The organism is Lujinxingia sediminis (assembly GCF_004005565.1).
Classification (GTDB): Bacteria; Myxococcota_A; Bradymonadia; order Bradymonadales; family Bradymonadaceae; genus Lujinxingia; species Lujinxingia sediminis.
On sequence record NZ_SADD01000033.1, the window covers coordinates 1 to 2,507 of the forward strand.

1 protein-coding gene is annotated in these 2,507 nt (G+C 63.3%); it reads right to left on the reverse strand.

Annotation, left to right across the window (positions count from 1 at the left end; all coding sequences use genetic code 11):
- Window positions 1–293 precede the first annotated feature (293 nt).
- The gene (locus tag EA187_RS20165; protein WP_127781481.1) at window positions 294–2,099 is read right to left on the reverse strand and encodes an SLC13 family permease; all 1,806 of its coding nucleotides are present in this window, start codon (window positions 2,097–2,099) and stop codon (window positions 294–296) included.
- Window positions 2,100–2,507: the final 408 nt, after the last annotated feature.

A 2,507-nucleotide genomic window follows, 5' to 3' on the forward strand; every position in this document is an offset into this window, starting at 1 on the left:
TCGACCGTGGGTCAGGGGTTCGACCGTGGGTCAGTGTGTTCGACCGTGGGTCAGGGGGGGGCGACCGTGGGTCAGGGGGGGGCGACCGTGGGTCAGGGGTTCGACCGTGGGTCAGGGGGGTTCGACCGTGGGTCAGTGTGTTCGACCGTGGGTCAGGGGGGGGCGACCGTGGGTCAGGGGGGGGCGACCGTGGGTCAGGGGTTCGACCGTGGGTCAGTGTTTTCGGCCCGCGCAGGTGCGTCTGTGAGGGGACTGCGCGGGCCTGAAACGTTTCTTGAAACGTTGACCGGGGGTCAGGCGAAGACATTGACCGAGATGATGAGCACGACGGTGAAGAGAATCGTCATCGCGGTGCCGGCTTTGAGGAAGTCGCGTACGCTGTAGCCGCCGGGGCCCATCAGCAATGCGTTGACCTGGTGGGTGGGTAGAAGGAAGGCGTTGGAGGCCGCCAGCGCGACGATGAGTCCGAACTGCGCCGGGTCTGCACCGACGCCGACGGCCACGTTGGCTGCCAGGGGGACGAGCAGGACGGTGGCGCCGACGTTGGAGATGGTCAGCGTGAAGGCGGTGGTAAGCAGTGCGATGGTGAGTTGAACACCCCAGATGGGGAAGGAGGAGGTCAGGCCGATGACGCGCTCGGCGATCCAGGCAGCGGTGCCGGTGTCTTCGACGGCCTGGCCCAGGGGAATGAGAGCAGCCAGCAGGAAGACGGTCTTCCAGGAGACGGCACGGTAGGCCTCGTCGGCGGTGAGAACGCCTGAGATGAGCGCGATAACAGCGCCGACCATCAGGGCGAGGGAGAGTTGCATCGACGAGAAGATGACCAGCGAGAGGGCCACACCGAAGGCGAGGAGGGCCCAGGGGGTTTTGTGAGTTCGGGGGGGCTCGGCGGGGTAGTCGGTGAGGATCACGAAAGCCGCTTCGCGGGCGAGTGTTTGCAGTCGTTCCCAGGGGGAGAAGAGGACGAGGACGTCGCCGGCCTCAAGGATCGTCTGGCGAAGATCATCGGTGAGGAGCGTTCCGCGGCGGTGGATTCCGAGCAGAGTGACGCCGAAGGCCGCACGAAGTTTGAGCTCGATGACGCGTTTGCCGACGATGTCGCTGCCAGGCCTGACGAGAACTTCGGCCAGGCCAGCGTGCTGATCGTCGTGCAGGGCGGCAAAGGCGGTGTTTTCGGTGGGCTCAAGGAGTTCGGTTTGGGCGAAGTGCTCGACGTGTTCGGTCGGACCGACGACAGCGAGGACGTCGCCAGCAGCGATGCAGTGTTCGGCGGTCGGAGCGGGGGTCAGGGCGTTGTCGCGTTCGATCGCGAGCAGAACGATGCCTTTTCGCTGAGCTTCGATAGCCTGGACGCTGCGGCCGGCAAGAGGGCTTTGCTCGGGAACGATGAACGCGTGGATGGTCTGGTCGATGCCGTAGGTTGCGGCGAGGTCTGGAGCCTGGGCGCCGATGGAGGGTTTAAGGGAAGGAAGCAGCCACTTGCCGGCCAGCGCGAACATGGCGATGCCCGCCACGGTCAGGGCGAGGCCGATGGGTGTGGGGGTGAAGAGGCCGAGGGGTTCAATGTCGACGCCGAGGTTCTGAGCGCTGGCAGCGAGCAGATCATTGAGGAGGATCAGCGGGCCGGAGGCCACAAGTGTGATGGTACCCCCGAGGATGGCCGCAAAGCCCATGGGCATCAGGATGCGGGAGATGGAGATGCCTGTGCGCTCGGCCAGCCGCTCACTGACCGGGAGAAAGAGGGCGGCAGCGCCGATGTTTTGCATAAAGGCGCTGATGGTCGCCACACTCCCGGAGATAAGCGAGATGATGCGGCCTTCGGTGCGCCCGCCGATGCGTAGCAAAAAGGCGGCGACGCGTCGCATGATGCCAACGCGATCGAGGGCAGCGCCGAGGATCATGACAGCGATAATGGAGATTACAGCGTTGGAGGCGAAGCCGTTAAAGAGTTGGCCTGCGTCGACAAGTCCGGTGAGGCCAACGGCGACCATGATGATGATGGCGGCGACATCGATACGCACAATCTCGGAGACGAAGAGGTAGATGGCGCTGGCGAGGATCACCAGGACTGTGATCATGTCCGGGGTGAGAGCTTCCATAGGTTTGGCTCCTGGCTATTTCATGGCTATTGGGATGCGCGTTGCGTCGAGGGTGACGCTGCGTTCGGTGGGTACGATTGCAGTGTTCGTGCCAGAGTGAATGTTCGATGGAGAAGGTTAGTGATTTCAGTGGTTTGTGGGCCTTAAGGGGAGCTGGGGAGAGCGCGTGAGGGCTTTGAGGGCGGGGTTGTGCGGGAGGATGTTTCACGGGTGTTTCAGGAACGAGGTTGGATGTTTCGCATGAGAGGAGAAGAGGTCAGTGTAGAGCGACCGGGGGTCGGTGTGAGACGATCGGGGGTTAGTGTGAGACGACCGGGGGTTAGTGTGAGATGATCGGGGGTCAGTGTGGGACGACCGGGGGTTAGTGTGTGACAACCGGGAGCAGGAAGAACGAAGGAAGGTTCAGAT